Origin of the sequence: Streptomyces longispororuber, assembly GCF_014656095.1 — a bacterium.
GTDB lineage: Bacteria > Actinomycetota > Actinomycetes > Streptomycetales > Streptomycetaceae > Streptomyces > Streptomyces longispororuber.
On record NZ_BNBT01000120.1, the window covers coordinates 1 to 21,791 of the forward strand.

Sequence of the window (21,791 nt, forward strand, 5' to 3'; positions counted from 1 at the left end):
GGCCGCGCCGTCGCCGCGTTCGCCATGACCGAGCCGGACGGCGGCTCCGACGCGGCGGCCCTCGCGCTGCGCGCCGAGGCCGAGCCCGGCGGTGCGGGCGCCTGGCGCCTGACGGGGGAGAAGACCTGGATCTCCAACGCCCCGGAGGCCGACTTCTACACCGTCTTCGCCCGGACGACGCCGGGCGCGGGCGCGCGCGGCGTGACCGCCTTCCTGGTGCCCGCCGACCGCCCGGGGCTGACCGGCGCCCCGCTCGCGATGCTCGCCCCGCACCCCATCGGCACCCTGACCCTCGACGGTGTCCGCGTGACCGCCGCCGACCTGCTCGGCGAGGTCGACGGGGGCTTCCGCGTGGCCATGGCGACCCTGAACCGCTTCCGCCCGAGCGTCGGCGCGTTCGCGGTCGGCATGGCCCAGGCCGCGCTCGACGCGACGCTCGCGCACACCGCGGACCGGGCCGCGTTCGGCGGCAGGCTCAAGGACCTCCAGGCGGTGTCGCACCAGGTCGCGGAGGCGGCCACGCGCACCGAGGCGGCCCGGCTCCTGGTGTACGCGGCCGCGGCGGCGTACGACCGGGGCGCGCCGGACATCGCGGGCCGCGTGGCGATGGCCAAGCTCTTCGCGACGGAGACCGCGCAGTACGTCGTGGACACCGCGGTCCAGCTCCACGGCGCCCGCGCCCTCCAGCACGGGCACCTGCTCGAACACCTCTACCGCGAGGTACGGGCCACGCGCGTGTACGAGGGCGCGAGCGAGGTGCAGCGGGGCGTGATCGCGAAGGAGCTGTACGCGCAGGCGCCGGGCACCTCTCCGGCTCCGAGTGCCTCTCCGGCCCCGGGCGCCTCCCCGGCTCCGGGCGCCCCCCACGCTCCGGGCACCTCCCCAACCACGAGCGTCCCCCCGGCCCCGAGCGTCCCCCCGGCCCCGGGCGCCACCCCGGCCCCGGACGCCTCCCCAACCCCGGACACCACCCCCACCCCCCGCCCCACCCCCAGGACGGAGCCCGCGTGAGCCTCGACCGTCTCAACCCCGCCGAGCTGTCCCCGCCCACCGGGTTCAGCCACGCCGTCGTGGCCACCGGGAGCCGGCTGGTCTTCCTCGCCGGGCAGACCGCGCTGGACGCCGACGGCAAGGTCACCGGTGCCACCCTGCCCGAGCAGTTCGAGAAGGCGCTGCGCAACCTCCTGGCCGCGCTGCGCGCCGCGGGCGGCACCCCGGCGGACCTCGCCCGGGTCACCGTCTACGCCACCGATGTCGCCGACTACCGCGCCCACGCCCGTGAACTCGGGCGGATCTGGCGGAAGGTGGCGGGCCGCGACTACCCCGCCATGGCGGTGATCGGCGCGGCCCGCCTCTGGGACGAGGAGTGCCTGGTGGAACTGGACGGCTTCGCGGTCCTCGACCGGTGAGCCGCCGGCCCGCCACCGGGCACCCCTCGCCCCGTCGGGCCGGACCCCCGTCCCGGCCCGGTCCTCAACCGCCGAGGGTCTCGAAGGGCTTGAGCGCCTTGGCCCGCTCGTTGACCTCCGGGTCCACGAAGAGCCGCCAGCGGTGACTGGTGACCACGCCCCGCAACGCGCCCAGGGTCAGCGGTGGTTCGCCGCCCGCCCCGGCCTGTGCGCCGACGGCCACCCGGTGGCCGTCGGCCTGGAGCAGGTCGGCGTGGCGCGACGCCCGCGCCCCGGAGCGCTTCTCGTACGTCAGCAGGACCGACCCGTCCGCGAGGCGGGCGACCTCGCACCGGCGGACGTGGTCCTGCGCGCGGAACCGCGCGCACGCGTACCACTTCTCCAGGCCCGCGCGGGGGGAGCCGTCCGTGCCGTCGTCCATCTGCGCGTAGAACTGCGACTGGAAGTCGACCTTGACCTCGCCGTCCGTGCCCCGCCCCGCGACCCGCAGCCGGGCCGAGGTGTCGTACGGCACCACCCCCAGCCACTTCCCCGCCTGGTTCCTGCCCGCGTACTGCGAGGACTCCAGGTCCCAGGGCAGCGTCTCCTTCAGGGCCAGCGCCGTGGCGCGCGCCGAGATCCGCTCCTTGCCGGGCGGGACCGCCTCCGCCGTGGACGGGTACGCCGAGAAGTCCGGCACCCGCACCGGACCGGGCCCGCCGTCCGTCCGCCCCGTCGGCGACCGCGGCTCCACCCCGCCCGACCGCGGCGCCCCGCCCCAGAGCGACACCGCCGTCACCGGCCCGGCCGCCACGCACGCCGCCGCCGCGGTCCCCGCCCGCCGCCGCGCCCGCAGTCGCCGCCCGCGCCGGACGGCGCCGTCCACGAGCCGCGGCGTCGGCGGCCGCACCCCGTCCACGGCCCGGGCCAGCACCTCGGCCGCCCCGTCCTCGTCGAGCCTCATCGCGTCCTCCGCTCCGTCGTCCGGCCCCACCCCGTGTCCTCCCCTCCGTCACCTCGCCGTGAGAACGTCACGCTCATCCGCCAGCAGCTCCCGTAACCGGCCCAGCGCGACCATGCTCCGGTTGCGCACCGTGCCCTCCCGCAGCCCCAGTTCGCGCGCCGTCTGCTGGACGCTGCGGTCCTCCCAGTAGCGCAGCACGAGCACCGCCCGGTCCTTGGGCGAGAGCCGGGCGAGCGCCTGGAGCAGCGTCACCCGCAGCGCCGGGTCGCCGTCGCGGCCCGCGGCCTCCGGCAGCACCGCCACGGGCCGCTCCGCGCTGCGCCGCAGCCGCCGCACCGACAGGTGGGCGCGCACGAGGGCCGTGCGGACGTAGGCCTCGCGGTGCTCCACCCGCCGCACCCGGGCCCACGAGGCGAACACCCGGGCCAGCACCGTCTGCACCAGGTCCTCCGCCTCGTGCCAGTCGCCGCCGGTCAGCAGCAGCGCCGTGCGGAACAGCCGCGGGCCCGCGGCGTGCGCGAACTCGTGGAACTCCGCCGCGCGTTCCTCTCGTCGGCCCACTCCCCAGACCTCCCCCGGCCGCGCCGCCGCCGCGGCTCGTGCCCCTGCGCCGTCACTCCACAGACGCGCGAGACCCCCGGCCGCGTCACCCGCACAGCACCGCATAACATCGTTATAGCCGCGCGCCGCCGACGCACACCGACGTCAGGAGTGAGCACTGTGCCGCACATCGAACTCAGCGTGGGACCCGTCGCCTTCGAGGACAGCGGCGGGGACGGCGTGCCCGTGGTGCTCGTCCACGGCCCCGCCCAGGACGGCACGGTGTGGCGGTACGTCGTGGACGAACTGGGTGCCGCCGTCCGCTGCCTCGTACCGACCCTGCCGTACGGCAGCCACCGTCTGCCGCTGAAGCCGGGCGCCGCGCTCACACCACGCACGATGGCCCTGCTCGTCGGGGAGTTCGCGGACGCGCTGGGACTCGGCGACGAGGCGGTGTTCGTGGAGAACGACGGCGGGCGCCTCCAGCAGCTCGTCGCCGAACGGCCGGAGCGCGTGGGCCGGTTGGTGATCGCGGGCTGCGAGGCCTTCGACAACTATCCGCCCGAGGCGGGCGGCAAGCTCCTCGACGTGGCCTCCAGGGTCCCCGGCGGCATAGCGCTCCTGGCCCACGCGCTGGCGGTACGGCCGCTGCGCCGCGTCCCCGGCACCGGCTACGCGGTCATGGCCCACAAGCCCGTGCCGCACGACCTGATCGACGGCTGGATCGAACCGCTGCGCAAGGACCCCCGGGCGCGCCGGGTGCTGGTCGACTACCTCCGGGCGGTGCGCCGGTCCGACATGATGGCGGCCGTCGACGGCCTGCGGACCTATGACCGCCCGGCGCTGGTCGTCTGGGGCAGGCAGGACCGCATGATGCCGCCCGAGCACGGCCGCAGGCTCGCCGACCTGCTGCCGCGCGGCCGTCTGGTGGAGCTGGACGGCTGCGGCACGCTCATCCCGCTGGACCGTCCGGACGGCCTCGCGGCCGCGCTCAGGGCCTTCGTCCGCGAGACCTGAAACCGGCCCGTACGCGTCACTCCGGCGGTGCGAACCTCCGGGTGGCGAAGGCGACGTCGTCCTCGCGGCTCATGCCGTCCGCGACCCACCAGTGGATCGGCGTGGAGCCGTACCGGCTCAGCAGCGTGCTCGACGACCAGCCGAGGACGATCTCGTCCCGGTGGTCCCCGTCGAAGTCCGCCACCGTGTGCAGCGGCGTCCACCGGTCGCTCTCGCGGATCGCCCGGCCGTCGACGCGGGCGGGCGGCCTGCGGCTCAGGCGCCCGGTCACACGCGACCCGTCGAGCAGCACGGCCGCGTCGGGGCGGGCCACGAGGAGGCCGTCGCGGCCGTCGCCGTCCGGGTCGGCGGCCGCGAACCGGCCCCGGTAGGAGGCGGGCAGCCGGTGGGTGCGCACCGAGCCGTCGCCCGCGTACACCGCGTACGAGCCGTCGACGGCGGGGGGCTCCGTCCCGGCCCCGGGCTCGTTGTTGCGGCTGCCGTCGTCGCCGACCGCGAGGTCCCGCCTGCCGTCGCCGTCGAAGTCGCCGAAGGTGAACGCGTTGCCGGCCCGCACCGGGCGCCCCGTGGCGGCGATGCCGCCCTTGCCGGGCGCGTAGTACACGCCGTCGGACTGCTCGCCGTCGGTGCCGCGGTGCGCGAAGAGGCCGGTGACGCGCGGCCTGCCCGAGGTGCTCACCTCGTCCGCGCGCAGCCCGGCGTACCAGGTGTCCTCCGGGTCCGCGGGCGGGCGCCGCTCCGTGCGGGCCGCCGCGCCCGCCCGGGTGAAGGGTCCGTACCGCAGGACGAGGGTCCCGTCCCGGCGCAGGGCCGCCAGGTCGTGGCGGCCGTCGCCGTCGAAGTCCCCCATGACCGGCGCCTCGTAGCCGTCCGGGCGGTCGCGCGGCGGGAGCTGCAGCTCCGTCGCGCGCGCCCCGCGCCGGGGGCCGCCGGGACCGCCCCAGGCGACGAGTTCGGCGGGCCGGGTCCCGGAGCCGTTGCCGCGGCGCTCCGCGGCCGCGTCCACCGGGACGCCGTCGCGGAACACGAAGTCGGGGAAGCCGTCGTCGTCCAGGTCGGCGAGGGTGGGCTCACCGGGGGCGGGGGCGGGCCCCGGCCGCGCGCGGGTGGGCAGCCCCAGGTCACGCCGGTCGTACAGGGTCCGGGTCGCCGGGTCGGGCCCGCGCGCGGAGCCGAAGACGACGGCGAGCCGGCTCTGGGTGGGCTGCCCGCGCGGGACGGCGACGGGCACCTGGAGGACCAGGTCGCGGTGCCCGTCGCCGTTGACGTCGGCCGGGTCGTCGGAGCCCCGGCCCCGGTCGGGCGGGCGGCTCTCGGTCGGCACGGCGTCCGGCGCCCGCGAGGCGGAGTCCCGCCGGCCGTCGGGCTCCCCGGAGCCGCACCCGGCGAGCAGCGCGAGAGCCGCGCACAGAACGGTCGCACGGGACGCGGTACGAGGTGTCATACGGCACACCCTCACACCGCGCCCCGCGCGGACTCCAGGCCGACGGGTGCAGCCGGACCTAGATGTCCCGGAACGTCTCGATCTGCGCCCCGACCGAGTTCAGGCGCTCGGCCAGGTCCTCGTAGCCGCGGTTGATCACGTAGACGTTGCGGAGCACCGAGGTGCCCTCCGCGGCCATCATCGCGAGCAGCACGACCACGGCGGGCCGCAGCGCGGGCGGGCACATCATCTCGGCGGCGCGCCAGCGCGTCGGGCCCTCCACCAGGACCCGGTGCGGGTCGAGGAGCTGGAGCCGGCCGCCGAGGCGGTTCAGGTCCGTGAGGTAGATCGCGCGGTTGTCGTAGACCCAGTCGTGGATGAGGGTCTTGCCCTGCGCGGCCGCCGCGATGACCGCGAAGAACGGGACGTTGTCGATGTTCAGGCCCGGGAACGGCATGGGGTGGATCTTGTCGATGGGCGCCTCCAGCTTGGAGGGGCGCACCGTCACGTCCACCAGGCGCGTGCGGCCGTTGTCCGCCGCGTACTCGGCCGAGCGGTCGTGGTCCAGGCCCATCTCCTCCAGGACCGCGAGCTCGATCTCCATGAACTCGATCGGCACCCGCCGGACCGTCAGCTCGGACTCGGTGACCACGGCGGCGGCGAGCAGGCTCATCGCCTCGACCGGGTCCTCGGAGGGGGAGTAGTCGACGTCCACGTCGATGTCCGGCACGCCGTGCACGGTCAGCGTGGTGGTGCCGATGCCCTCGACCTCGACGCCCAGCGCCTCCAGGAAGAAGCACAGGTCCTGGACCATGTAGTTGGACGAGGCGTTGCGGATGACGGTGGTGCCGGCGGAGCGGGCGGCGGCCAGCAGCGCGTTCTCCGTCACCGTGTCGCCGCGCTCGGTCAGGACGATCGGGCGGTCGGGCGTGACGTCCCGGTCGACCTCCGCGTGGTAGAGCCCCTCGGTCGCGGCGATGTCCAGGCCGAACCGGCGCAGCGCGATCATGTGGGGCTCGATCGTGCGGGTGCCGAGGTCGCAGCCGCCCGCGTACGGGATCCGGAAGCGGTCCATGCGGTGCAGCAGCGGGCCCAGGAACATGATGATGGAGCGGGTGCGGCGCGCGGCCTCGGCGTCGATGGCGTCCATGTCGAGCCGGGCGGGCGGCACGATCTCCAGGTCGACGCCGTCGTTGATCCAACGCGTGCGCACGCCGATGGAGTTGAGGACCTCCAGGAGGCGGTACACCTCCTCGATGCGGGCGACGCGGCGCAGCACCGTGCGGCCCTTGTTGAGCAGGGACCCGCAGAGCAGGGCCACGCAGGCGTTCTTGCTGGTCTTGACGTCGATGGCGCCGGAGAGGCGGCGCCCGCCGACGACTCGCAGATGCATCGGACCCGAGTACCCGAGCGAGACGATTTCACTGTCCAGCGCCTCGCCGATGCGGGCGATCATCTCAAGGCTGATGTTCTGATTGCCGCGCTCGATGCGGTTCACGGCGCTCTGGCTGGTGTTGAGCGCCTCGGCGAGCTGTGACTGCGTCCAGCCCCGGTGCTGCCGGGCGTCACGGATGAGCTTGCCGATGCGTACGAGGTAGTCGTCTGCCATGAGCCAGAGGCTATCTCAGATATGAGATGAGGTAAGCGCCGGGGTAGGCCATTGGGGGAGCGACCGGTTCCGACCCGTCAGACACGCGCCGCCGCCCACCCGTTGCATCGCAGGCAGGCGCCGCCCCCCCACTGTGCCCGCCCCCCGCCCGCCACGCACCCCGGCCACCACCAACTCCGCCACTTGGCGCAGCAAGCCCCACCCCCGAGCCCGGGGGCGCACACGCCCGGGCGCACGAACGGGTCAGTGATGTGGAGGCCGGCAGGGGATATGTCAGCCCGTCCGGCGCTTGAGGACGAGCGCGCAGCGCGACAAACGACCCGCACCCGGACAGTGCGCGCCAACCAAGACATATCCAGCCCGTCCGGCGCTTGAGGACGAGCGCGCAGCGCGATGAACGCCCGCACCCGGACAACGCGCGCCGACCGAGGCATATCCAGCCCGTCCGGCGCTTGAGGACGAGCGCGCAGCGCGATGAACCGCACAAGGCCCCGGGGCCAGCGGAAAGCAGGGCGATGTATTAGAGTTATCTCGACATCGAGATATCTGCCGAGGCGCACCGCAGCCCCCCGGCACCGGCCGTCGCCGGTAAGGGTTACCTAACTTAGCCCTACCTTAGCGGATCGGTGGAAAGCCGTGACGGCAGGATGCGGTGGAACGCGCACATATATGAAGGAGACTGTCGTGTCGGCGAACAGCTTCGACGCCCGCAGCACGCTGCGCGTGGGCGACGAGTCGTACGAGATCTTCCGGCTGGACAAGGTGGAGGGCTCCGCCCGCCTGCCCTACAGCCTGAAGGTGCTCCTGGAGAACCTGCTCCGCACCGAGGACGGCGCCAACATCACGGCCGACCACATCCGCGCCCTCGGCGGCTGGGACTCGCAGGCCCAGCCCAGCCAGGAGATCCAGTTCACGCCGGCCCGCGTGATCATGCAGGACTTCACCGGTGTCCCCTGCGTCGTGGACCTCGCCACGATGCGCGAGGCCGTGAAGGAGCTCGGCGGCGACCCGGCGAAGGTCAACCCGCTCTCCCCGGCCGAGCTGGTCATCGACCACTCCGTCATCGCCGACAAGTTCGGCACCCACGACGCCTTCACGCAGAACGTGGAGCTGGAGTACGGCCGCAACAAGGAGCGCTACCAGTTCCTGCGCTGGGGCCAGACCGCGTTCGACGACTTCAAGGTCGTCCCGCCCGGCACCGGCATCGTCCACCAGGTGAACATCGAGCACCTGGCCCGCACGGTCATGGTCCGGGGCGGCCAGGCGTACCCCGACACCCTCGTCGGCACCGACTCGCACACCACGATGGTCAACGGCCTCGGCGTCCTCGGCTGGGGCGTCGGCGGCATCGAGGCCGAGGCCGCGATGCTCGGCCAGCCGGTCTCCATGCTGATCCCGCGCGTCGTCGGCTTCAAGCTGACCGGCGAGCTGAAGCCGGGCACGACCGCCACCGACCTGGTGCTCACGATCACCGAGATGCTGCGCAAGCACGGCGTCGTCGGCAAGTTCGTCGAGTTCTACGGCGAGGGCGTCGCCGCCACCTCCCTCGCGAACCGCGCCACCATCGGCAACATGTCGCCGGAGTTCGGCTCCACCGCCGCGATCTTCCCGATCGACGGCGAGACCCTGAACTACCTCAAGCTCACCGGCCGCTCCGAGCAGCAGGTCGCGCTCGTCGAGGCGTACGCCAAGGAGCAGGGCCTGTGGCTGGACCCGGCCGCCGAGCCGGACTTCTCCGAGAAGCTGGAGCTGGACCTCTCCACGGTCGTCCCGTCGATCGCCGGTCCCAAGCGCCCGCAGGACCGCATCGTCCTGGCGAACGCCGCCGAGCAGTTCAAGCAGGACGTCCGCAACTACGTGGACATGGTGGACGAGGCGGGCCAGGAGTCCTTCCCGGCCTCCGACGCCCCCGCCGTCACCAACGGCGTCCCGTCGAACCCGGTCCAGGTCACCGCCCCCGACGGCTCGACGTACGAGATCGACCACGGCGCCGTCACCGTCGCCGCGATCACCTCCTGCACCAACACGTCGAACCCGTACGTGATGGTCGCCGCCGCCCTGGTCGCCAAGAAGGCCGTCGAGAAGGGCCTGACCCGCAAGCCGTGGGTCAAGACCACCCTCGCCCCGGGCTCGAAGGTCGTCACCGACTACTTCGACAAGGCGGGCCTCACCCCGTACCTGGACAAGGTCGGCTTCAACCTCGTCGGCTACGGCTGCACCACCTGCATCGGCAACTCCGGCCCGCTGCCGGAGGAGGTCTCCAAGGCCGTCAACGACCACGACCTGGCCGTCACCTCGGTCCTCTCCGGCAACCGGAACTTCGAGGGCCGCATCAACCCCGACGTCAAGATGAACTACCTGGCGTCCCCGCCGCTGGTCGTCGCGTACGCCATCGCGGGCTCGATGAAGGTGGACATCACCACCGAGGCGCTCGGCACCGACCAGGACGGCAACCCGGTCTACCTCAAGGACATCTGGCCCTCGGAGGCCGAGGTCAACGACGTCGTGGCGAACGCCATCGGCGAGGACATGTTCAACAAGTCCTACCAGGACGTCTTCGCGGGCGACGCCCAGTGGCAGGCCCTGCCGATCCCGACCGGCGACACCTTCGAGTGGGACGCCGAGTCCACCTACGTCCGCAAGCCCCCGTACTTCGAGGGCATGACGATGGAGACCACCCCGGTCTCCGACATCTCGGGCGCCCGCGTCCTGGCCAAGCTGGGCGACTCGGTCACCACCGACCACATCTCCCCGGCCGGCGCCATCAAGGCCGACACCCCGGCGGGCAAGTACCTCACCGAGCACGGTGTGGAGCGCCGCGACTTCAACAGCTACGGCTCGCGCCGCGGCAACCACGAGGTCATGATCCGCGGTACGTTCGCCAACATCCGCCTGCGCAACCAGATCGCGCCGGGCACCGAGGGCGGCTACACCCGCGACTTCACGCAGGACGGCGGGCCGGTCTCCTTCATCTACGACGCCTCCCGCAACTACATCGACCAGGGCATCCCGCTGGTCGTGCTCGCGGGCAAGGAGTACGGCTCCGGCTCGTCCCGCGACTGGGCCGCCAAGGGCACCGCGCTCCTCGGCGTCAAGGCCGTCATCGCCGAGTCGTACGAGCGCATCCACCGCTCGAACCTCATCGGCATGGGCGTGCTCCCGCTCCAGTTCCCGGAGGGCGCCTCGGCGCAGTCGCTCGGCCTGACCGGTGAGGAGACCTTCTCCATCACGGGCGTCACGGAGCTGAACGAGGGCACCACCCCGCGCACGGTGAAGGTCACCACCGACACCGGTGTGGAGTTCGACGCGGTCGTCCGCATCGACACCCCCGGCGAGGCGGACTACTACCGCAACGGCGGCATCATGCAGTACGTGCTGCGCTCGCTGATCCGCAAGTAAGCGGCGGCGTACGGCGGTTGAGGGCCGCACCCCGGGCGACCGGGGTGCGGCCCTCGCGCGTGGCGCGGTTCTCGGTCGCGGTCAGCTCAGCGGCACGCTCTTGACGGCCGAGAGCAGCGGGACGGGCACGTGGTCCCCGTTGCCGGGGCCGCACACCGGCCGGGTGTCGACCGTGTTCGACACGTTCGTCCCCGTGGTGTACCGGGAGTCGGCGCCCGGCACCACGGTCGTGAGGTGGCTGGCCTGCCGCTCGGAGTAGTACACGCACTGGTGCAGGTTCAGGCGGCTCCCCGCGGTCAGGTCCAGCGCCCTGGCGGCGGACAGGCCCGGGTTGGGGACGTGGCTGCCGTTGCCGGGGCCGCAGGAGGGCCGGGTCTCGGGGGTGTCGGAGACCTTCGTGCCGGTGGCGTACCGCCCGTCGCCGCTCGGTGTCACCAGGGTGGTGAAGTGGTCGGTGCTCGCCGCGCGGTAGTAGTCGCACTGCTGGAGGTTGAGGTAGCGCCCGGCGCCGAGGTTCAGCGCCCGGACGCCGTGCAGGACCGGGACGGGGTTGTGGTTGCCGTTGCCGGGGCCGCACTCCGCCGCGGTGTCGGCGGTGGTGGAGCGCTCGGTGCCGGTGGCGTACCGGCCGTCGCCGCTCGGGGTCACGAAGGTGCTGAAGTGGTCGTCGAGCGAGGTCGCGTAGTACGCGCACTGGTGCAGGTTCAGAAAGCCGGAGGCGGCGGCTCCGGGGTCCGCCTGCCGGGCGGGGGCCGGGGCGGCCGTGGCCACGAGGGCGCACGTGCCGACGGCCGCGGTGACCACCGCGCGCAGGGCGCGGCTGATCGTCGATCGCGTCATCTCGGATGTCGTCCGTTCTGTGAGGGCTTCGTACCGGAAACGCCCCACGCCTCATCCGCGACGATCCCAGAGTCAACGCGCCCGCCGGTATCCCTCGAACCGGTGATTGCCGGGCGTCCGGCACGCGGCTATGGGCGGCGCGCCTCGTGTACGCGTCCGAGGCGCAAAGCCGCCTTGCGGGCGCGCTCGCGGTGCTGGTTGCGTCGAAGGCCGCGGCACCGCCCCCGTCCCGGGCGGGCGGGGGCCTCTCGACGACGGCATCGGCGAAGGGGACACCACCCATGGCGAAAGGCACGCGTACGACCGCCCGCAGACGCGTCGCCGGGGCAGCGGTCGCGCTGTCCGCGGCGGCCTCCCTCCTCGGTACGACGTCCTCGTCCGCCGCGCCGTCGCGCGCCCAGGCTCCTCGTACGGAGATCGTCAGTACGGCCGAGGACGGCACGCGGGGCGACGGGCGCTCGATCCTGCCCCAGGTCAGCTACGACGGCCGGTACGTCGTCTTCAGCTCGGAGGCGACCAACCTGGTGCCCGGCGACACCAACGACGCGGGCGACGTACTGGTCCGTGACCGCCGCACCGGCACCCTCACCCGCGCGGGTGTGGGCGACGACGGACGCCCGAGCGAGCGCGGGACCTGGTACGGCAAGCTGAGCGGGAACGGCCGCGTCGTCGGTTTCAGCTCCGGCGACCCGGCCCTGGCCCCCGGGGAGCGGCCTCCCGGCGGCGGCTACGCGTACGTCCGCGACCTGCGCACCCGCCACACCGAGTTCGTGGGCATCGGCCCGGACGGCCAGCCGTTCGAGCGGTCCGCCCTCGCCGCGCTCAGCGGGGACGGCCGGTACGCGGCCTTCCTCGGCTACGCCGAGACCCCCACGCCCCCCTTCAACGTCCCCACGCTCTACGTGCGCGACCGCAAGCGCGGCCTGACGGAGGCCGTCAGTGAGCCCCTGCCGCAGGGGCCGCTGCTCAGCGACGTCTCGCTCAGCGCGGACGGCCGCCACGTGGCCTTCCGGGTCTACGACCACGACCGGGTGAACATGACGAGCGCCGTGTACGTCCGCGACCGCCGCACGGGCCGCCTGCACCACGTCAATCACACGCCCGGCGACCCGAAGCCGGTCAGCGACTGGTACGGCCAGCCGTCCCTGAGCGCGGACGGGCGATACGTCGCGTACGTCACCAACCGCGACGGCCTGCCCGCCAGGCACCCGTACGCGCTGTGGGAGGTCTTCGTGCACGACCTGCGCACCGGGCGCACCGTGCTCGCCAGCACGGCACCCGGCGGCGGACCGCTCGACAAGGCCGCCGGGTCGCCGCGGATCAGCCCCGAGGGCCGGTACGTGGCCTACACCACGACCGCCTGCGCCACCGGCGAGCCGGGCTGCCGCCACGCGGCTTACCTGCGCGACCTGCAACGCCAGGGCCTCGAGGCGACCCGCCGCGTCACCGTCGCCCTGGACGGCGGCTTCCCCTCGGGCGGCGTGAGCACCCCGGCCCCGGCCCGCGGCGGCTGCGCGGTCGCCTTCGGCGCCTACGCCACGAACCTCGTCCCCGACCACCCGGAAGAGACCGAGGACGTCTACGTCCGCCGCTTGTGCTGAGAGCCACTCTCCTTGGGCTCCGCGGTGGCCCCTTGAGCCCACCGGCGTGAAGCAACGCGGGCAGGTGCGGACGCGATTCAACGGGGGCCTGGGGGGCACCCGGTACTCCATGGTGAGCGAGGGCAAGGCGGACAACTGCCGCGCCTACGGGCCGAGGCAGGGACAGCGATGACCGGGTGGCCACGGTGAACCCGCTCCTGCAAGCGCTGCTGGTGGTGGTCGCCGTGGCGGTCGTCGTGCTGGGCGGCTGGATGCAGTCGGCGAGCTTCCGTGACTACCTGAGGCGTCGTAGGAGCCGGTAGGGAGGGGGCGTTGGGGGATGCTTCATGCGTCGGTCCGGCTCGCCGGACCTGAAGGGGAGCCGTGGCACATGTGGCTCGCCGTGGTCGCCGCGGTGGTTTTCGTCGGTGTCCTCACGCTGTACGTGCGTCGAGAGCGTCGGCGTAGGTGAGGGTCCGGAACGACAGGCATGGCGACGCGTGCGTCTGCCGTGCGGAGGAGGGTTCTCGTGCACGTGGTGCTGTTGTGCTTGTTCATCGTGCTGGCGTTGGTCCAGGTCGTGCGACCGCAGTTGCTGTGGAAGCTGAACCGCCCGCTCCAGGCACCTTTCGTCAAGGACTACGGCGCCACGGAGCCCACGCGTGCGGGCTACGCGGTGACGCGCGGCGTGGGAGTCGTCGTCCTGCTCGCGGCGATCGGGATGCCGGCGGCGGCCCTCACCTGAGGCCGGGCCTCCAACGCCCGTACGGCCGGGGTGCCTGGCGTTCCTGATGCTGCGTCGTTGGTGGCGGTATCCGAGGCCGTGGGCCGTCGAGCCGGAAGGGAGGGGCAGGGGCCTGTGATGAGCGGTAGGAGTGTGTACGCGCCCGACGGCGTGACCGAGTTCGCCTACAAGGGGCTGGGCGGTGACATGCCCGGCTGGTTCTACGTCGTCATGGTGGTGCTGGCCGTCGTGGGCATCGCCGTCAGCGTGCGGGCCAAGCGGAACGGAGGTGGGTGACCGCGGCCGCGGCGCGGCGGAAACCCCCTGCTAGGGTGCGCCGATGTCAACGATCAGGCAGGTCCAGGTCACCTTCGACTGCGCGCAGCCGGAGCGGCTCGCGCGCTTCTGGTGCGAGGTGTTGGGGTACGTCGTACCGTCGCCCCCGGAGGGGTTCGCGACGTGGGACGCGTACAAGGAATCCCAGCCCCCGGAGAAACGGGACGCGTGGTTCGCGTGTGTCGACCCCTCGGGTGCGGGTCCGCGGCTGTACTTCCAGCGCGTCCCCGAGGGCAAGGTCGTCAAGAACCGGGTGCACCTCGACGTGCGGGTCGGCACCGGGCTCGTGGGGGAGGAGCGCCTCGCCGCGCTGGAGGCCGAGTGCGCGCGGCTGCTGCCGCTCGGCGCGGTCCGCGAGCGGCTGCTGTACGACGGCCATGACGCGTGCATCGTGATGCGGGACATCGAGGGCAACGAGTTCTGCCTCGACTGAGCGGTACGGCGGGCGGCGGGCCGCTCACGCCGGAGCCGCGTAGCAGTGGACGGTCACCGACTGCGTCGGGCTCCACCGCTGGCCGACCGTGGCCAGCCGCCGCCAGCCGAGCCGCTCGTACAGGGCGGTCGCGGCGGTGTCGGAGGCCACCACGTCGAGCACCGGATGCAGCCCCCGGCGCCGCGCTTCCTCCGCGGCCCGGCCGATGAGCAGGGCGCCGACCCCGTGCCCCCGGGCCTGCGGGGCGACGAACAGCCGGCTGACCACCGACGCCAACTCGGTTGCGGCCCCGTGCCGTTCGCCCCACAGGCCGGGGGCCAGGTCCCCCGCACCGCTGCGGGCGAGCCCGACATGACCGACGAGGCGCCCACCGAGTTCGGCGACCCAGGCGCCCACCAGGGAAGCGGGCGCCAGCCACTCGCCGGGCCGCTCGGGCCAGTTGACCGGGTAGCCGTCACGGCGGTGGACGTCGGCGAGGACACGCACACACGCCGTGAGGTCGTCACCGGTCCTCGGCCTGACGCGTACGGCTCGCTGTTCCGCGGCGGTGGCGCGGTTCTCCTTGGTCACGACCGCATGGAACCACAGGCCCCAGAGGCCCGGCCAGCCACTTCCGTCCGCGGGATCGTGTACGTGGGAACGACGCCGCCCCGTGCGGGGCGGCACACCTGTACATCAGGCTACCGGGTGCCAATCACAGCTCAACAACCGCGCGCAAAACGCGAGTTGACCTACACGTGCCGTCCTATGCTGACCCGCGTGACAGCCGACTTGGACGAGGAACCGCCGGGGCGTCCCTCACCCCCTCCGGCGCGCCCCGTGGGCCCCGACCCACCGCCGGCCCCAGGGGTGCTGGCACGTACCGCGGCCCGCCTCCGGGCACTGCTGAAGGACAACACCTGGGTGCTCGCCCTGATGATCCTCGCCAACCTGGTGGTGATCCTGGGCGCCGGGGTCCTCTGGTACGCGCTCGGCGGTGACGTCACCGTCGTCGGGGTGACGGCGGGTGCGCTGCTCGCCTTCGCGGGGGCCATGCTGCCGCTCATCCGCGGCCGCGGCCAGCAGGGCGACGGGGAGCCCCTGTGGCCGCCGCTGATCCTCGCCGTGATCCCCTCGGCCGTCCTGCTCGTGGGCCTGCCCGCCCTCGGCGTGTACTGGCACCTGGGGTCCCAGTCGGTCGACCTCACCAACGACTTCTCGCTCAAGCTCAACGGCCCGGTGGAGGACCGGGACGTCGTGACCGCCTCCGCGCACGCCGACCGCGCCAAGTCCCGGCTGACCGTCACCTTCACGGTGACCGAGTTCGACCCGGCCTCTCCCGTCTGCGCCCCCACCAGCACGCTGACGGTCACCCCCCAGTCCCGGGGCGCGCGCACCACTCCGCAGACCCGCCCTTCTAACGAGACGTTCACCTTCGACCTGGGCGCCGACCGCAAGGACATCCGCCTCACCGTCGCGGTGCGGGCGGAGCGCAACTGCCGGCTCAACCTGTCGGTCGCCTCGGCCCGCCTCGACTAGGACACCCATGACGCACCCGTGCCGCCGCCTCACCCGGCGCTCCGCGCTCGCCGTGGCAGCCGCCACCGCCCTGCTCGCGGCCCCCGTGGCCTGTGCCCCGGACGGCGGCGACGGGGACGACGCATCGGTCCTCACCGGCACCACCCACATCGGCACCTCCTTCGACCACCCGGGGTTCAGCCTGCACGCCGGGCGCACCGTTCGCGGCCTCGACGTCGACCTCGCCTCCTACCTCGGTGAGGCGATCGGCTTCACCCCCAGGTTCCAGGACGTGACGATCGACGCGCGCGAGCAGGAACTGCGCGAGGGCGCCGCCGACCTGGTGATCTCGGTGTACTCCATCACGCCGGAGCGCCAGAAGGTGGTCGACTTCGTCGGCCCCTACCTGATGACCCAGCAGGGCTTCCTCGTGCGTGAGGACTACGACGGCATCAAGAGCGAGAAGGACGTCCGGGGCAAGCTGCTCTGCACCGCGGAGAAGTCGACGTCGTCCGCCGCCGACCTGCCGCCCGAGGCCACGTTCCTGGAGGAGCGCGACTTCTCCACCTGCGTGCGCAAGTTGCAGCGGGGCAGCGTGGACGCCGTGTTCTCCGACGAGGCGATGCTGTTCGGATACGTGCAGCAGCAGCGGCGCAGCAAGGTGCCGCTGCGCGTGGTGCCCAACGTCTCGTTCGGACTCACCAACCGCTACGGCATCGGGCTCAAGAAGGGCCACACCGACGACTGCCGCAAGCTGCTGCGCGCCCTGCGCACCTACCTCGTCGAGGAGTGGGCCGGTGACGTCAAGGTCCAGCTGCCGGCCCTGGTGGACGCCTACCCGGCCGACTGGGAGAACCGCTTCAAGCCGGACCCGCACGACCTCAACACGTACTCGTCCTGCAGGAAGTGAGGGGGGTGCGGTAGGAAGGGCCCCTCGGTGAGTTCGGGGGCCGCGAGCGGGCCCGTCCGCACGACAGCACCGGTTGCAGGCTCACCCTGCCAAGGCCCTGACCGACGGCTAACGCCGGTTGCGGCGGCGTACCCGGACAGGGATGTGGTACCGCGGCCTCCGCGGAGGGCGTTTCTTCTTTCCGTCGCCTTGCTTCCTTCCGGCGGTGCGACGCTGCCAGAATTCCGAGATGGTCGCGCAGGCGACACCCAGCCCCAGGAGAGCGGCCAGGAAGGTCACCACTGCGCCCATGTCGGAGGCGGCGCCCTGGGCGGCGTGTGATGCCGTAGTGCCGACGTGGACTTCTTGACTGAACGGTGGCTTCTCGAAGAGAACGTTTCTGGTGTCGCGGTAGTACGCCGTAACGGTCAGGGCGAGTGTCATGGTGCCCGTCTTGGTGGGTTTCACCACCCACTGCCACTTCGCCACGTCGTCCGGCGTCAGCACGTTCTGCCGTTCGGAGGAGAGCGCCGTACATCTGACACCGGCGCCGCTGCAGTGCAGCTTGACGCCCATGAGCGTACCGACGAGCGTCCTCCCCGTGAGACGAGGGCTCCCGGACGCTTTCTGTCCGTGGGGCTTCGCCAGCCGAAAACCCTCCAGCCTGGCTTCGAACTCAAGGGGCCTGCCCACCTTCGCAGAACTCAGTTCGGTGTATGTGACGCGGCCGTCGAACATCTCTTTGCGGCTCTTGATGATCTCTTGCCCGTACAGAGCCTGACTGTCCGGATCATTTTCAGTCGAGCGACCTCCGCACGCGGTTGCCAGAAACGCGGCGAGCACGATACCGACCGCCCAGGTGAGCAATCGGGAGTATCCACGCTCCTGACAGCCTGGGTTCTTCCTCACCAGCATCCTGTTCGTCAATCGCCTGCGGCGGGGACTCGGGTCGAGAGCGGAGACTCGGGTCAGGACAAGGAGCGGCCCGAACCGAGGAGCGGCGCCTCCCGTTTCTCCGCATAGTGCCCACCTCTGCCAGGGGCACCGCAGTCAGGCTCCTGGGCACCGACGAGATTCCGCCAGCATCGGTACCGGCGAGGGTGAGCTGCCGGGCACCTCTCGGGCCGGCAGCTGCACGCTCCTGCCTCGCGGACACCGGCTGCGTGCCCGCGCAGAAGCCTTCCTCGTGCTCACGAGCCCCGAAGGATGCGGGCGATCGTGTCCTGAAAAGCCCTACCGATTTGCTCCGCACGGGATTTCGTGCCCTTGGTTCGCACTGCGGTGGACCCGCGGCGGCAGGCTCGGACGGCTGCTCCGATGGTCCCTCGACGACACCGAGGCCGAGGCCGGCCCGAGGCCGCTGGGACAGACAGGGGCTAGCGCTGCGGCCAGCCGCCGTACGGGATCGTGAGCAGCTCCATGTAGTGGCCCGACGGGTCGGTGAAGTAGACGCCCTTGCCGCCGTCGTTGCGGTTGATCTCGCCCGGCTGCTTGCCGTGCGGGTCGGCCCAGTGGTCGAGGCCGCGGGCCGTGATCTTCTCGTACGCCGCGTCGAACTCCGCCTCGGAGACCAGGAACGCGTAGTGCTGCGGCGCGATGTGCTCCGCGGGGACGGTGGCGAAGTCGAGGGTGACGTCGTTGCCGAGGGTGACCGCGACGAACGGGCCCCACTCCTGTGTGATCGTGAGTCCCAGCAGGTCCGCGAAGAAGGCGGCGGACTCCCGGTTGTCCCGGGCGTGGACGATCGTGTGGTTGAGCTGAACGGACAAGGAATGCCTCCGTGGGCATCTCCCGCACCTCCATGCCTCACCCGGACGGTGACCGGCACGCGATGCTGCCCGGGATCTTAGGCACGGCCGCGCGGACCTGTCGAGCCGCGTCGCACGCCGTACGGTTCCGGGTCCCCGCCGGACGCCGAGGCGGATCAGGCGCGTGTGCGGGCGCCGTCGCCGGTGCAGGGCAGTCGGTTCCTGCCGTAGGCGGTGGCGTGGTCGTCGGTGATGTCGGCCTCGACCGCGGCGATGGCGGTCACCAGGACGAAGGCGAGGACGAACACCGTCAGGGTCTGCAGGGGCAGCACGAAGTCGCGCACCGTCAGCGCGGGTATCTCCTCGGCTTCCAGGCGGCCCCGGAGCACCCAGTGCCCGATCACGCCCACGACCAGGGCCAGCGCTGCCACGACGACAGTGGTGATCACGTAAACCTGCCTGTGGCTCGGTCCGGACCCGGTCCGGATGTCTCACTGTCCGCCTGTCCGCCTGCCCGCCAGTCCGCCCGTAGCCGACGGCGCGCCATCGGAGCCGGTGTCCGTGTGGGCGCTTCGGGTCGGGCGGCGCCCTGACGCCCGGAGCGCGTACCTCCGGTCGGGCGGTCCGGACGGGCGGTCGGGGCGTGACGGTGCGTGACGGTGCGGTGTGACGGGTGGTGTGGAAGGGCGTCTGAGGGGTTCCTGGTGCTTAAGTGTGGTAAGAGGATCATGATCGGGCACGTGAAGGAAATGCCAGATGTATCAGCACCCGTGATCAAACTGGTGCGGCGGACCACCGAACCCGTCGCGGCGCAGACGCTGCGCTCCACGGCCGCCGCCGTCATCTCCTTCGGCGTCGCCCTCATGGTCCTGCCCGCGCAACCCGCCCCCCTGACGGCCCCGCTCACCGCGCTCCTGGTCGTCCAGGTCACCCTGTACGCGACCCTCACCACCGGTATCCGACGCGTGAACTCCGTCGTCGTCGGCGTCCTCATCGCCATCGGCTTCACCACCCTGGTGGGCCTGACCTGGTGGAGCCTCGGGCTGACGATCTTCACCTCGCTGATCATCGGCCGGTTCGTACGGGTGAACGAGTTCGTGCCCGAGGTGGCGATCAGCGCGATGCTGGTCCTGGGCGTCTCCCAGGCCACGTCGGCGGCCTGGCACCGCGTCCTGGAGACGCTGATCGGCGCCGGGGTCGGCCTGCTGTTCAACCTGCTGTTCGCACCCCCGGTGTGGACGCAGTCGGCGGGGGCGTCCATCGACGGCCTGGCGCGCGGCATGGGCCGGATGTTCCGCACCATGGGCGCGGAGATCGCCGCGGGCCACCTCCCCTTCCCGCACGCGGCCGCCCGGCTGCACGAGGCGCGACGGCTCGACCACGACATCGTGGAGGTCGACGCCTCGCTGCGGCAGGCGGAGGAGAGCCTGCGGATGAACCCGCGCGTACGGGAGGGGCTGCTGTCCCGGGTGGTGCTGCGGACGGGTCTCGACACCCTGGAGATCTGCGCGGTCGTGCTGCGCGTGCTGACCCGCAGCCTGACCGACCTGGCGAAGTACCGCGCGGAGGAGTCGCTGTTCCCACCGGACGTGTCGGCCGCCCTCCAGGAGCTGTTCGAGCAGCTCGCCGACGCCATCGAGAGCTTCGCCCGGCTGATCACCACCCAGGTGGCGGCCAACGCCGAACACGCCGAGGAGCGGCTGACCGCCGCCCTGGCCGCCAGCCGGGCCACCCGCGACCGGGTCGCGGACATGCTCCTGGAGGACGTACGGGAACACCCCCGGCAGTGGCAGTTGCACGGCGCGCTGCTCGCCGAGGTCGACCGGATCCTCGACGAGCTGGACCTCGACAAGCGCACCGAGCGCCTCATGCAGGAGCTGGACCGCCACTCGGTGGAGCTCGCCGAGCGCCACCCGCGCCTCGCCGCGCTGCGCCGCAGGCTGCGCGGCCACAGCGGCAGGGAGCGGCGGCCGACGGTGGAGGCGTGAGCCGCCGGAGCCCGCTGCGTGACCGGGCTCCGCGGCCGGCCGCCGCCCGCGCGGTCCGCCCGGGGCCTGTCGCCTCTTCGGGCAGGCCGCTGACGCGGGGCCTTCCCGCCCGCCCACCCGTAACTCCCGGCTCCGCCCGCCGGGCCGACGACTGCGGGAGTCAGCGGGTCAGCGTGCGATGTAGGGAGATTTGCGGCAGGTGTCGCGGCCCGCGTCGTCCACACACGCCTCCACCTTCACGCCAAGGATCCGGGCATCGTTGGAGACGGACAGGCCATGCCAGGAGACAGGGCTGGCGCTGCACCCGCTGGAGTTGCGGCGCTTCTTCGTGGCCCAGCCGCTGTTGCTGCTTCCGTCGTAGATGCGGAGGCGGATGTACACGTCGTTGTCGTCGCACTTGTTGTCCTTCACGGACATGCTGACGTTGCTGAGGCGGTAGGCCCCCGACCATGAGAACGTCGCACTGCCACAGGCTCCGGAAAAGCAGACGTCGCCTCGTTCGGCAAGGACGGCCGGAGCCGCCGAGGCGGGCGCCGTCTCCGCGCTTGTGCCGTTCGGTCCCTGCGGAGCGGCGGTGGCAGTTCCGCCCAGTACCGCCGCGGCCAGGAGCCCAACGCTCGTGACGGTGACGGTTTTCGTGGTGACGCGCTTTCCCCAACTGCGATGACTCATCAGTTCTCCCCTCACCGATGCACGGCATGACGACGTCGCCGTGGCTGGAGCGGCACCCTACGGAGAGCCTTGAAGCCCGGCATCGTCCGCGTGGCTGAGGCGCGGGTAAACCCTCGCGGTAGCCGCCCCGCCGGGCCCAGGCGCGCAGCGCCGCGTGTGGCGCCCTACGGTGCCCGCTCCAGTATTCGATTGCGCGTGCGAGGCGGTGCGCAAGGTTGGTCGACACGTCGCTGGAGGGGGTGGTTGTCGTGTTCGTCCCATTACCCGCGGCGGGTGCCGGTGGTCTCCTGGCGTTGTTCCGTCGCGGCCCAGGTGTCCGCGACAAGCGGACCTCGGGGAGGGCCCGGCGATGATGCGATCGATGATCAGGCGCGCGTGGAGGCCGGCGGTCGCCGCCGCGATGGGCGTATGCGCCTTCGTGGGGACGACGGCGCCCGCGCCCGCCGCACCGGAGCAGCAGCCCCAGGCCGGAGCCGCCGCTTCGTGCTACTTGAACCTGCACCAGTGCGTGTACTACTCGGCCTCGGCGACGAACCACTTCACGACGGTGGTGGCGAGCAGCGACGGGCGGTTCGCCGCCGGTACGAACGTCTCCGGCAGCGCGGACTCGCAGGTGTCCTGCGGTGCGGGGGATGGCAACTACCAGCTCGTGCCCGTCCTGTCGGGCGTCAAGGCGCTCTCCGTGGCCTGAGGACCGCCCGGCCCGCACCAGTCAGAACACTGCGGCTGCCGACCTGGTCACAC

At 72.4% G+C, this 21,791-nt stretch carries 22 protein-coding genes; 12 read left to right on the forward strand and 10 right to left on the reverse strand.

Annotation, left to right across the window (positions count from 1 at the left end):
- Both IE330_RS28335 and IE330_RS28340 read left to right on the forward strand, forming a co-directional pair.
- On the forward strand, positions 1–1,011 hold a 1,011-nt coding region (locus IE330_RS28335), incomplete at its 5' end, for an acyl-CoA dehydrogenase family protein (protein WP_229925993.1).
- Entirely contained in the window at positions 1,008–1,409 is a 402-nt protein-coding gene (locus IE330_RS28340) for a RidA family protein (protein ID WP_190138992.1), read from the forward strand. The genes IE330_RS28335 and IE330_RS28340, both read left to right, overlap by 4 nt.
- Before the next feature lie 64 nt (positions 1,410–1,473).
- Here the strand turns inward: IE330_RS28340 and IE330_RS28345 are convergent, their stop codons facing one another.
- Complete coding sequence (locus tag IE330_RS28345) at positions 1,474–2,352, reverse strand: hypothetical protein (RefSeq protein WP_190138993.1); 879 nt, start codon at positions 2,350–2,352, stop codon at positions 1,474–1,476.
- 48 nt (positions 2,353–2,400) lie between these two features.
- Positions 2,401–2,913, reverse strand: coding sequence for a SigE family RNA polymerase sigma factor (locus IE330_RS28350; RefSeq protein ID WP_229925994.1), 513 nt, complete (start codon positions 2,911–2,913; stop codon positions 2,401–2,403).
- Between the two features lie 159 nt (positions 2,914–3,072).
- Here IE330_RS28350 and IE330_RS28355 point away from each other — a divergent pair, with 159 nt between their 5' ends.
- Positions 3,073–3,909, forward strand: a complete 837-nt coding sequence (locus tag IE330_RS28355; protein WP_190138995.1) for an alpha/beta fold hydrolase — start codon at positions 3,073–3,075, stop codon at positions 3,907–3,909.
- A gap of 16 nt (positions 3,910–3,925) precedes the next feature.
- Here IE330_RS28355 and IE330_RS28360 read toward each other — a convergent pair whose 3' ends face one another.
- A complete protein-coding gene (locus IE330_RS28360; protein WP_190138996.1) occupies positions 3,926–5,353 on the reverse strand; it encodes an FG-GAP repeat protein in 1,428 nt (475 codons plus the stop codon).
- Between the two features lie 58 nt (positions 5,354–5,411).
- The gene (locus IE330_RS28365; protein WP_190138997.1) at positions 5,412–6,941 is read right to left on the reverse strand and encodes a helix-turn-helix domain-containing protein; all 1,530 of its coding nucleotides are present in this window, start codon (positions 6,939–6,941) and stop codon (positions 5,412–5,414) included.
- Between the two features lie 684 nt (positions 6,942–7,625).
- Here IE330_RS28365 and acnA point away from each other — a divergent pair.
- Positions 7,626–10,340, forward strand: coding sequence for an aconitate hydratase AcnA (gene acnA, locus IE330_RS28370; protein WP_190138998.1), 2,715 nt, complete (start codon positions 7,626–7,628; stop codon positions 10,338–10,340).
- Between the two features lie 81 nt (positions 10,341–10,421).
- Here acnA and IE330_RS28375 read toward each other — a convergent pair whose 3' ends face one another.
- Positions 10,422–11,180, reverse strand: coding sequence for a hypothetical protein (locus tag IE330_RS28375; RefSeq protein ID WP_190138999.1), 759 nt, complete (start codon positions 11,178–11,180; stop codon positions 10,422–10,424).
- A 281-nt stretch (positions 11,181–11,461) separates the two neighbouring features.
- Between IE330_RS28375 and IE330_RS28380 the strand changes: the two genes are divergently transcribed.
- From IE330_RS28380 to IE330_RS28395, 4 genes are all read left to right on the forward strand, one after another.
- Positions 11,462–12,781, forward strand: coding sequence for a TolB family protein (locus IE330_RS28380; protein WP_190139000.1), 1,320 nt, complete (start codon positions 11,462–11,464; stop codon positions 12,779–12,781).
- Between the two features lie 508 nt (positions 12,782–13,289).
- The gene (locus tag IE330_RS28385; RefSeq protein ID WP_190139001.1) at positions 13,290–13,505 is read left to right on the forward strand and encodes a DUF6199 family natural product biosynthesis protein; all 216 of its coding nucleotides are present in this window, start codon (positions 13,290–13,292) and stop codon (positions 13,503–13,505) included.
- A gap of 117 nt (positions 13,506–13,622) precedes the next feature.
- A complete protein-coding gene (locus tag IE330_RS28390) occupies positions 13,623–13,781 on the forward strand; it encodes a hypothetical protein (RefSeq protein WP_190139002.1) in 159 nt (52 codons plus the stop codon).
- Between the two features lie 43 nt (positions 13,782–13,824).
- Positions 13,825–14,253: a VOC family protein gene (locus IE330_RS28395; protein WP_190139003.1), complete on the forward strand. Its 429-nt coding sequence runs from the start codon at positions 13,825–13,827 to the stop codon at positions 14,251–14,253.
- Between the two features lie 24 nt (positions 14,254–14,277).
- Here the strand turns inward: IE330_RS28395 and IE330_RS28400 are convergent, their stop codons facing one another.
- A complete protein-coding gene (locus IE330_RS28400; protein ID WP_190139004.1) occupies positions 14,278–14,823 on the reverse strand; it encodes a GNAT family N-acetyltransferase in 546 nt (181 codons plus the stop codon).
- A gap of 189 nt (positions 14,824–15,012) precedes the next feature.
- Here IE330_RS28400 and IE330_RS28405 point away from each other — a divergent pair, with 189 nt between their 5' ends.
- Together IE330_RS28405 and IE330_RS28410 are read left to right on the forward strand one after the other, a co-directional pair.
- A complete protein-coding gene (locus IE330_RS28405; protein ID WP_190139005.1) occupies positions 15,013–15,771 on the forward strand; it encodes a hypothetical protein in 759 nt (252 codons plus the stop codon).
- A 7-nt stretch (positions 15,772–15,778) separates the two neighbouring features.
- On the forward strand, positions 15,779–16,660 hold the full coding sequence (locus tag IE330_RS28410; protein WP_190139006.1) for a transporter substrate-binding domain-containing protein: 882 nt from the start codon (positions 15,779–15,781) through the stop codon (positions 16,658–16,660).
- Between the two features lie 108 nt (positions 16,661–16,768).
- Here the strand turns inward: IE330_RS28410 and IE330_RS28415 are convergent, their stop codons facing one another.
- From IE330_RS28415 to IE330_RS28425, 3 genes are all read right to left on the reverse strand, one after another.
- Positions 16,769–17,548: a hypothetical protein gene (locus tag IE330_RS28415; RefSeq protein ID WP_190139007.1), complete on the reverse strand. Its 780-nt coding sequence runs from the start codon at positions 17,546–17,548 to the stop codon at positions 16,769–16,771.
- A 467-nt stretch (positions 17,549–18,015) separates the two neighbouring features.
- Positions 18,016–18,408, reverse strand: a complete 393-nt coding sequence (locus IE330_RS28420; protein ID WP_190139008.1) for a VOC family protein — start codon at positions 18,406–18,408, stop codon at positions 18,016–18,018.
- A 155-nt stretch (positions 18,409–18,563) separates the two neighbouring features.
- Positions 18,564–18,836 (reverse strand): hypothetical protein, encoded by a 273-nt coding sequence (locus IE330_RS28425; protein ID WP_190139009.1) that lies wholly within the window; start codon positions 18,834–18,836, stop codon positions 18,564–18,566.
- 300 nt (positions 18,837–19,136) lie between these two features.
- On the opposite strand from IE330_RS28425, the gene IE330_RS28430 reads away from it, so the two are divergent.
- Positions 19,137–20,375 (forward strand): FUSC family protein, encoded by a 1,239-nt coding sequence (locus IE330_RS28430; protein ID WP_190139010.1) that lies wholly within the window; start codon positions 19,137–19,139, stop codon positions 20,373–20,375.
- Positions 20,376–20,543: 168 nt separating this feature from the next.
- Here the strand turns inward: IE330_RS28430 and IE330_RS28435 are convergent, their stop codons facing one another.
- Positions 20,544–21,047, reverse strand: coding sequence for a hypothetical protein (locus IE330_RS28435; RefSeq protein ID WP_190139011.1), 504 nt, complete (start codon positions 21,045–21,047; stop codon positions 20,544–20,546).
- A 361-nt stretch (positions 21,048–21,408) separates the two neighbouring features.
- Here IE330_RS28435 and IE330_RS28440 point away from each other — a divergent pair, with 361 nt between their 5' ends.
- The gene (locus IE330_RS28440; protein WP_190139012.1) at positions 21,409–21,738 is read left to right on the forward strand and encodes a hypothetical protein; all 330 of its coding nucleotides are present in this window, start codon (positions 21,409–21,411) and stop codon (positions 21,736–21,738) included.
- The last annotated feature ends 53 nt before the right edge of the window (positions 21,739–21,791 follow it).

Excerpts from the sequence above, each read along its gene's own strand:
- IE330_RS28345 (WP_190138993.1), bottom strand. The coding sequence starts at position 2,352 with ATGAGGCTCGACGAGGACGGGGCGGCCGAGGTGCTGGCCCGGGCCGTG.
- IE330_RS28410 (WP_190139006.1), top strand. The coding sequence starts at position 15,779 with ATGACGCACCCGTGCCGCCGCCTCACCCGGCGCTCCGCGCTCGCCGTG.
- IE330_RS28390 (WP_190139002.1), top strand. The coding sequence starts at position 13,623 with ATGAGCGGTAGGAGTGTGTACGCGCCCGACGGCGTGACCGAGTTCGCC.
- IE330_RS28375 (WP_190138999.1), bottom strand. The coding sequence starts at position 11,180 with ATGACGCGATCGACGATCAGCCGCGCCCTGCGCGCGGTGGTCACCGCG.
- IE330_RS28365 (WP_190138997.1), bottom strand. The coding sequence starts at position 6,941 with ATGGCAGACGACTACCTCGTACGCATCGGCAAGCTCATCCGTGACGCC.
- IE330_RS28430 (WP_190139010.1), top strand. The coding sequence starts at position 19,137 with ATGCCAGATGTATCAGCACCCGTGATCAAACTGGTGCGGCGGACCACC.
- IE330_RS28435 (WP_190139011.1), bottom strand. The coding sequence starts at position 21,047 with ATGAGTCATCGCAGTTGGGGAAAGCGCGTCACCACGAAAACCGTCACC.
- IE330_RS28360 (WP_190138996.1), bottom strand. The coding sequence starts at position 5,353 with ATGACACCTCGTACCGCGTCCCGTGCGACCGTTCTGTGCGCGGCTCTC.
- IE330_RS28440 (WP_190139012.1), top strand. The coding sequence starts at position 21,409 with ATGATCAGGCGCGCGTGGAGGCCGGCGGTCGCCGCCGCGATGGGCGTA.
- IE330_RS28380 (WP_190139000.1), top strand. The coding sequence starts at position 11,462 with ATGGCGAAAGGCACGCGTACGACCGCCCGCAGACGCGTCGCCGGGGCA.
- IE330_RS28395 (WP_190139003.1), top strand. The coding sequence starts at position 13,825 with ATGTCAACGATCAGGCAGGTCCAGGTCACCTTCGACTGCGCGCAGCCG.